Here is a 7,438-nt window from a genome sequence, read left to right as displayed (position 1 = left end):
CTCCTCTGCACCCGCCCTCACCCTCCGCCTGGCCTCTCTCCCGCCGATACGCCCGGACATGGCAGGCGACACCTCCTTACCCGGTCAACGGACTCCCCCTGCTCACTTCATCCGCACCGCGATCTCAGTCCACGTCCTGACCGGGTAGAAACCTCGGCACGAAAATCCCTCGAAATTCTTTTCTGGGACGGCTCTCGGCTTTGCGGCTCTCCTTATTGGAGGCGCGGTTCTCCCTACGAAGGGCGGACCCGCCGCTCCACTGAGACACAAACACGCGCCGAACAAACACTGGAGAGCACCTCGTGAAAAAGTATGTCTTGCTGTCGATGGTCGTCACTGCGCTCGTGGGTTGTGGAGGAGTCGGGGAATTGCCTGGGTTGGAGGAACAGGAGGAGGTCGCCACCCTGCCCGACGGAAATCTCGCGACGCTCGAGGACGTGGCCGGCGAAGACATCCCTCCTGTCATCCAGGAGGACGAGACGGGGCGCGTCACCGCCACTGGGGCCAACTGCCACGTCGACCTCCAATGGTGTACGTCGCCCACCACCGGCACCTATCAGTGTGTCAATAACGGTCAGTGCACCTTCTCGCAGGCAGTGAGCTACTGCCTTTCGTTGGTCAGAAGGTTCTGCTGAGCGCGACGTCCTTCCCGGACCAGGGGCTGTCGGCGTACGTCCGTAAGGCTGCGCCACAGCCACCCCACCGGCCCCGAACGGAAGCAAGCCATCCACCGTGGCTCATCGCACGATGGGGGTTGAGGGCCCGTCCCCAGGACGAGGTCTCCGACCGCTGCTCCGACTAGCGCGAGCGGCCGTTGCCCACACCCATGGACTTCGGGTGGCACCCGCACTCGGGCATCGCCACGGTGACGGTGATGCACGAAGGCAGCGTCCACTACGCAGAGACGACCGGGAAGCAAGGCCTCCTGAAGTCGTGACGGCCCATGCTCGTGCCTGCCTGAGGCAACGCCCCGTGGGCTCAGCTTCGCCCGGTCAACCAGTCGTGGACGTGCTGGGGCGAGGTCGGAACCTGAGCAGCCCGGCACCAGTCGACAAGGCCCAGCTGATACCGGGAGGCGAGTGCCGCGAGCATGCGTCCAACGCCTTCGAGATCGGCGCGGGTGCCTGTTTGCTGGAGGCCCAGCGCGGTGACGTGCCCCTCGCGCTCGGTGCCGTAGAGCCACAACGCGGGGGACATCTGGACCGCGAAGCCGCCCGCGATGAGCCCCGCGACACCTTGGAACGAAAGGCCGTCCTGCCATGCGGCTGTCTCACCCAGCGCACCCCGGAGGTCCGCGAGCGTGAGCCGCACGCCTTCCAGGGGGGATGGCACGCCCCCACGGAGGTGGAGCGCGTCGAATCCGGCTGCCTTGCGATGCCCGCTGTGTATCTGCTGAATGGACTTCAGCTCCGCCTGGATGGGGACCTGGAGCGTGAGCGCCACGAACTCCACCTGCCGCCAGTCGTCCTCGTGGAACTCCAGCATCCGCCTGCCTTGCTTCGTGGATCCCTCCGCGATGGCGGGGAGCACCCCTTCGATGGTGGGCAGCGAATAGAGAATGGAGCCAGGGTCTACCAGGGTCACCTTCACCTCCCGCAGCGCAAGCCGCAGGGTGCCCATCGCCTGGAACTCCCCGACCGTCCTGGGCGTAGCGGAGACGACTTCGTAGGACCTGCCTCCCAGCTCGAGCTGGGTCGCGGCCTCGAAGCTCGCGGGCAGATTTTCGACGGGGAGCTTCACCTCGCCGAGAGGGCGGTTCGTCTCAGCATCGATGAACAAGACCTGGATGGTGGCATGTCCTGGCATCGGCGCAGTCTAGCGGGCACCTGGCTCCCTCAGGAAAAGGGGGTCGGTGAGCCCATGCGTCGTCCCCTGTCCCGCCTCGCGCTCGTGGCCGCCCTGTCCGGATTGGGAGGTGCGGCCCTCGCGTAGGAGGAGACGAAGAATCCCGCCACGCAATGGCTGGCCAGCCCTGCCCAGGCGGCCCGCGCGGCGCGAGTGGGGGCGGGCCTGGCCCCGGTCGTCATCGAAGGCGAGGAGCCCCAGCGCCTGACGCTCCCTCAGTGGATGGCGCTGTACCGGATCCCCGGGCTGAGCATCGCCGTCTTCGACAAGCACGCCATCGTCGGGGCCAGGACCCATGGCGTGAGGGAGGCCGGTGGTCCAGAGCCCGTCACCCTGGAGACGCTGTTCCAGGCGGGCTCCATCAGCAAGCCAGTCACGGCCCTGGCCGTCGACGCTTCCGTGCCCACGCTGGTGCAGGTGCTGGAGGGTGTGGCGCCCGCGAACGCCGCCCCGGTGCGCGTCGATATCGTTCCCGGCACGAAGACGCACTACAGCGGCGGCGGCACGTCCATCGTCCAGTTGATGATGGTGGCTCAGCTCCAGAAGCCGTTCCCCCAGCTCATGCGCGAGACGGTGCGGAAGCCGCTCGGCATGACCCGCAGTTCCTACGAGCAGCGGCCGGACCGTGGACCACGCCGTCCGACCTCGCGCGGGTCGCGCTCGATCTCCAGCGCGAAGGCAGGCAAGTCCAAGCGCGTGCTATCACAGGCGATGACGAAGCAGATGCTGACGCAGCAGTCGGAGCCGTTCGGACTGGGCTTCCAGGTGGAACCGGGCACCGGCCAATTCCGTCACGGAGGCTCGGATGAAGGCTTCCAGGACGCGTTCACGGCCTTCAGTGACACGGGCAGCGGCGTGGTCGTCATGGCCAACTCCGCAACGGATTCCTGCTCTTCGACCGTCTCATCGCCAGCGTGGCGGCGGAGTCTGCCTGGACCGGGTTCAAGCCCCAGCCCGCGTCCCCGTCCGCCCAGGTGGATGTGCTCATGCGGCTCAAAGGCGTCGACACCGCGCTCGCCTGGTACACCACGAAGCATCGCGAGGGCATGAAGGGCCTGGAGCCAGGGCAGCTGAACCAGCTCGGCTACCGGCTGCTGGCGGACGCCAAGGGCGCGGATGCGGTGCGGGTGTTCGATGCGAACGCGAGGCTCTTCCCGGCGGATGCGAATGCCTACGACAGCCTGGGCGAAGCACAGCTCCAACTGGGCCAGAAGGAAGCGGCCATCGCGAGCTACAGGAAGTCGCTCGCGCTGGATGCCGGGAATGCCAATGCAGTGAAGGTCCTCGGGAAGCTTGGCGTCCCCCGGGAAATGAGCTCCCTCTTCATCGCCGGCCCCTGGCAAGACTGTGGTTGCCGCGGGTGTTGAGACGGCGGCTCACTCCGGGCTGTGGAACTTGTTCACGACCGGGTTGTCATTGGTCCCCCGCTGACGCGTGGACGTCCAGCCACGCGTCAGCGCGGACGGCACGAAGGAACTACGGGCCGATGTCGCGGTAGCAGAAGAAGGCTTCGTAGTCCTTGTTGTAGGTCCCCAGGACGCGGGACGCGGTGAACCCATTCGGGCAGGACGTCGTGCCGGTGATGGGATTCACATACACTCCGCCGTTCCGGAAGCCATACATCCCACCAAACCGGTAGCGGTCCCGAGCACCGGCCACGTGCTGACGGTGGCAGTACCGGACTTCGTAGTCCATGTTGTAGGAACCCAGCGTCGACGTGGTCAGGAATCCGCTGGGGCAGGAGTTGCCGCCGGTGATGGGATTGGGGTAGGTCCCGGCCGAGTGCCAGCCAAAGGCGCCCGCGAATTCGGCGACCGGCTCGGTGGCCCCGTCCGCGAAGCGCCCACAGAAGTACAGGTTGTAGTCCATGTTGTAGGACCCCAGCACCTGGTAGGACGTGTAGCCCGAGGGGCAGGAGGTCGCACCCGTGTAGGGATTGACATAGACGCCGTTGTCACGCAGCCCATACATGCCCCCGAAGAGCATGTGGACATCCGAGGAGATGTTGACCTGCGCGCCGCCGCAGCTCGCGCCGTACCCATCGACGATGAGGTACACCGTCTGACCGGCCGTCAGATGGGTGGTGACAGAGGACTGGACCGTACCGTTCGAGTCGTCATTGCACCCGAACGACTGAGTGGTGTCGTTGTAGGGACGGACTTCCAGGACGGTGTCGAAGTTCGAGCCCTGCGTGGTGAACGTGTAGTTGGCCGTCCAGGGCGCGGTCCAGATGTACGCGATCTCCGGAGCGGTGGAGCTGGGCGAACAGGTGGGGGTGAAGTCGTTGGCCAGACCGCAGGTGTTGATCGAAGCAATGCCCGCTCCGACCCTGCGGCCCAGGTCCGCGCCGTAGGTCCCCTGTTCCTGGGCGCGGAGCTCCGAGACGGCCTCAAGGTCGGCCTCAGGGCCACAAGCGCTCAGGGCAACGGCCTGACAGAGCAGCCAGAGCAGTGCTGACTTCTGGTATTCATTTTTCACGAGATGGCAATCCTTGGAATGGGTTCCCGCAGTGGGGAATCGGATTCACAATACCGTCCCCGCTCTTCCATCCGAAACAGGATTTCTAGAATAAACCTGCCACATTCCGAGTCCAGGCCGACTCACAGGGGACCCGAATGACACCTGCAATGCTTTACTGCGAGGGCGGACACCGGCCGTCATCCAGGGCCGACATGATTGGCTTTGTCACTGGTCCATTCCATGGCCGTGCGATCCCTCGAGGGGACGCCTCATGTCGAGCAACTGGGTGTCGAGAAGCTGCACCCCGTCTTCCTGCTGGACGAGGCCCACCTGCTGCACCAGGACATGCTGGACCACCTGCATATCCTGCTCAACTACCAGTGGGACTCGCGTGCGCTGCTGTCGCGCATCCTCGTCGGGCTTCCGGAACTGGAGTCGCGACTGGTTGCGCCGGCACAACCGCAGCCTCTACTCGCGCCTGCATACCCGGCTGCGCATTGAGCCGCTCTCTTCGGAGGACACCGCGGAGCACTCCCGGGTGCGGCTGGCCCGCGTCGACGAACAAGAAGGATAGAGGCAGGTGGAGGAGTTCCGCCGGCGGCAGCGCGAGGACGGCCGCTGACACAGGCGCTGGTGTTGTTGGCCAGACGTCTGTACAACCCTGGGCCCTCCATTCGCAGGATTGGCCCATGCGCGCGCTCCATGCCGTGAGCGACGAACTTCGAAGCACCCTGAAGTCGCGGAGCGCCCCCCGCGTCGCCGAGGCGACACGCCGCTACTTCCCCACGGACATCCGAGCCCTGGGGGTCAGCAACGCGGAGGTGCGGCGCATCGCCGATGCGCTCGTCAAACAGAAGGGCCTGTCGCCCGAGGACTGCCTGGCGGTGACCGAGGACCTGCTTGCCCAGGCGACCCACCATGAGGAGGTGCTCCTGGGGTTTGCCATGGTCCGCAAGGCGGTCCGGCGCGCGTTCGACGAATCGCTGCTCGACCGCTTCCGGTACTGGTTGGAGCACTCCGTCTGGTCCTGGGCCCAGTGCGACGACCTGTGTCTGACGGTGATGTATCCGTTCTTCCTCACCCGGACGCCCGCCATCACCCGGATCCAGCACTGGACCGGGTCCCGGTCCCCCTGGTGCCGGAGGGCGGCGAACGTCGCGCTCGTGAAGTTCGTGAGCCGCGAGATCCGCTCATCCACATACATGCTGCCCCGCGAGGTGATCCTCGGCAATGCGCGCCAATTGCTATCGGATCCAGAGCCGTACGTGCAGAAGAGCGTGGGGTGGCTGCTGAAGGAAGCGGCGGACCACCACCGGGAGGCGGTGGTGAGGTTCATCCAGGAGAACATCTCCGGGATGCAGCGGGACACCCTGCGCTATGCCATTGAGCGGCTGGAGCCGGAGCAACGCAAGGCGCTGCTGGCGCTGGAGTACAAGAAGTCCTGAGCTCGCGGTGCCGGCAGCGGCCTGACGGTGAAGCCCGAGCCCCTGCTCCCCGTGTCGCCCCACGGCCCGCCAGCCTGCCCATCCGGTCCTCATGCCGCACCGTGTCCACCTCTCGCTGAGAGGACACCGACATCCCATCTGGGGGGACGCCATGGACGTCAATGAGGTCATCGACCGGGCCCGCGACAGCATCACCGTGAAGCGCGTCTACGGAGAGGCCATCCAGCAGGGCGGAATCACCGTGATTCCCGCGGCCCTGGTGGCCGGCGGAGGCGGCGGAGGGGGCGGCGAGGGGCCGGCGGCGCTCCAGCAGGCCGGAGTGGAGGGCGAGGCCGTGAAGGGCAGCGGCTCCGGCAGTGGCTTCGGTCTGAAGGCCAGCCCCGCGGGTGCCTTCGTCATCCGCGAGGGCAACGTCACCTGGGTGCCCGCCGTGGACGTCAATCGCATCATCCGGGGAGCGCAGTGGCTCGCGGGCACGGCGATCCTCCTCGTCGGCCTCCGCCGCCTGCTGAGCGCACGCCGTTCCGCCCGCCTGCTGCGGCACGCCTGGCGCTGAGCCCGCCCGCTCGTCAGCGCCGCGCCCCGCGCTCAGCCCGCTTCGACGCGGTCGCAGTAGGCGTCGAACGCCTTCTTCCAGGCCGGGCGCGCGATGCAGCGCCGCTGGAAGGCGAGCACGTTGGGATGGTCCTTGACGACACTCTCGTCGGTGCCGGCGCCCAGCACATGCGTCATCAAGAGGTCCGCGACGGTGAACTCGTCGGTCGCGACGAACTCCCTGCCCGCGAGCCAGCCGTCGAGCTGCTTCAGGCGCATGCTCCCCCACTGGTGAAGCGCATCGCTTGCCTGGGTGCCCTTGCCGCCGTTCAGGTCGACGAACCACGCGGTCAGGATCGGGACTTCGATCGTGTTCAGCGCCGCGACGCACCAGCGCAGCACCTGCGCTTCGCCGGCCAGGTCGCGCGGCATCAGCTTGCCGCTCTTGCGGGCGAGGTAGAGCAGGATCGCGCCTGACTCGGTGACGACCACGCCGTCGTCGTCGATCACCGGAATCTGTCCGAACGGATTCAGCGCGCGATACGCGGGCGTATCGAGGTCTTGCTGCGGATGATCCATCCCCACGACCTCGTACGGCAGCCCCATCTCCTCCAGCGCCCACAGCACGCGCAGGTCGCGGGTCTTGCCGCGGGCCATCTTGTTCACTCGGGAGAAGCCATAGACCTTGAGCATGCGCGCACCCTACTTCGCGCGCGGAGGGTTCGTGCAGGTCTCGTTGGGCTTCACCTCACCGCCGATTCCGGTCGGCGCCTGCTCAACCGGCTGACCGGGTGAGGACCTCCTCCACCTGTCGTCGGCACTCCTCGGCCGAAGCCTCGGGTTTGTAGTCCGCCAGCGCTTCCGCTCGAGCGGGGTAGAAGTACCGGAGGCTCGCCCACCCATGCCGCCGCGGGTCCCCTGACTCGGACCGCAGCAACTGGAGGATGGGCTCCTCGTACCTCGCCAGGTGCTCGCCGCGCCGTCCCAGCTCAGCCAGAATCAGATGGGAGATGGAGTACTCCGCCTCCAGGCGCTGTCTCAGCGACGCCGGGTCCGCTCGACGCAGGTCGTTGTTCAGGATCCTCGCGACGAAGAAGAACGGCAGTCCACCGACCTGGTACCCCACCCCCCATCCCACCGGCACGCCCCCGACT

The 7,438-nt window shown here is 66.7% G+C and carries 11 protein-coding genes; 7 read left to right on the top strand and 4 right to left on the bottom strand.

Features of this window, described 5'->3' with window-relative positions; genetic code table 11:
- The first annotated feature begins 302 nt into the window (after positions 1-302).
- Positions 303-635: a hypothetical protein gene (locus D7X32_RS41855; protein WP_120608096.1), complete on the top strand. Its 333-nt coding sequence runs from the start codon at positions 303-305 to the stop codon at positions 633-635.
- Positions 636-814: 179 nt separating this feature from the next.
- Positions 815-937 (top strand): pirin family protein, encoded by a 123-nt coding sequence (locus tag D7X32_RS41850; protein ID WP_208752726.1) that lies wholly within the window; start codon positions 815-817, stop codon positions 935-937.
- Between the two features lie 41 nt (positions 938-978).
- Here the strand turns inward: D7X32_RS41850 and D7X32_RS41845 are convergent, their stop codons facing one another.
- On the bottom strand, positions 979-1,806 hold the full coding sequence (locus D7X32_RS41845) for a hypothetical protein (protein WP_120608094.1): 828 nt from the start codon (positions 1,804-1,806) through the stop codon (positions 979-981).
- 192 nt (positions 1,807-1,998) lie between these two features.
- Between D7X32_RS41845 and D7X32_RS41840 the strand changes: the two genes are divergently transcribed.
- Positions 1,999-2,895 (top strand): serine hydrolase domain-containing protein, encoded by an 897-nt coding sequence (locus tag D7X32_RS41840; protein ID WP_244239476.1) that lies wholly within the window; start codon positions 1,999-2,001, stop codon positions 2,893-2,895.
- A complete protein-coding gene (locus D7X32_RS47305; protein ID WP_244239475.1) occupies positions 2,832-3,212 on the top strand; it encodes a tetratricopeptide repeat protein in 381 nt (126 codons plus the stop codon). Before D7X32_RS41840 ends, D7X32_RS47305 begins: the two co-directional genes overlap by 64 nt.
- A gap of 109 nt (positions 3,213-3,321) precedes the next feature.
- Here D7X32_RS47305 and D7X32_RS41835 read toward each other — a convergent pair whose 3' ends face one another.
- The gene (locus tag D7X32_RS41835) at positions 3,322-4,323 is read right to left on the bottom strand and encodes a hypothetical protein (protein ID WP_120608093.1); all 1,002 of its coding nucleotides are present in this window, start codon (positions 4,321-4,323) and stop codon (positions 3,322-3,324) included.
- 222 nt (positions 4,324-4,545) lie between these two features.
- On the opposite strand from D7X32_RS41835, the gene D7X32_RS41830 reads away from it, so the two are divergent.
- The 3 genes from D7X32_RS41830 (at position 4,546) to D7X32_RS41820 (ending at position 6,306) form a co-directional block, all read left to right on the top strand.
- Positions 4,546-4,806 (top strand): ATP-binding protein, encoded by a 261-nt coding sequence (locus D7X32_RS41830; protein WP_244239474.1) that lies wholly within the window; start codon positions 4,546-4,548, stop codon positions 4,804-4,806.
- Positions 4,807-4,994: 188 nt separating this feature from the next.
- Entirely contained in the window at positions 4,995-5,750 is a 756-nt protein-coding gene (locus D7X32_RS41825; protein ID WP_120608092.1) for a DNA alkylation repair protein, read from the top strand.
- A gap of 151 nt (positions 5,751-5,901) precedes the next feature.
- Positions 5,902-6,306, top strand: a complete 405-nt coding sequence (locus tag D7X32_RS41820) for a spore germination protein GerW family protein (RefSeq protein ID WP_120608091.1) — start codon at positions 5,902-5,904, stop codon at positions 6,304-6,306.
- Between the two features lie 32 nt (positions 6,307-6,338).
- Here D7X32_RS41820 and D7X32_RS41815 read toward each other — a convergent pair whose 3' ends face one another.
- Both D7X32_RS41815 and D7X32_RS41810 read right to left on the bottom strand, forming a co-directional pair.
- Positions 6,339-6,977, bottom strand: coding sequence for a glutathione S-transferase family protein (locus tag D7X32_RS41815; RefSeq protein ID WP_120608090.1), 639 nt, complete (start codon positions 6,975-6,977; stop codon positions 6,339-6,341).
- Between the two features lie 82 nt (positions 6,978-7,059).
- On the bottom strand, positions 7,060-7,438 hold a 379-nt coding region (locus D7X32_RS41810), incomplete at its 5' end, for a hypothetical protein (RefSeq protein WP_208752724.1).

This window comes from Corallococcus carmarthensis (assembly GCF_003611695.1).
In the GTDB taxonomy this organism is placed as follows: domain Bacteria; phylum Myxococcota; class Myxococcia; order Myxococcales; family Myxococcaceae; genus Corallococcus; species Corallococcus carmarthensis.
This window is presented reverse-complemented; position numbering and strand designations above follow the sequence as displayed.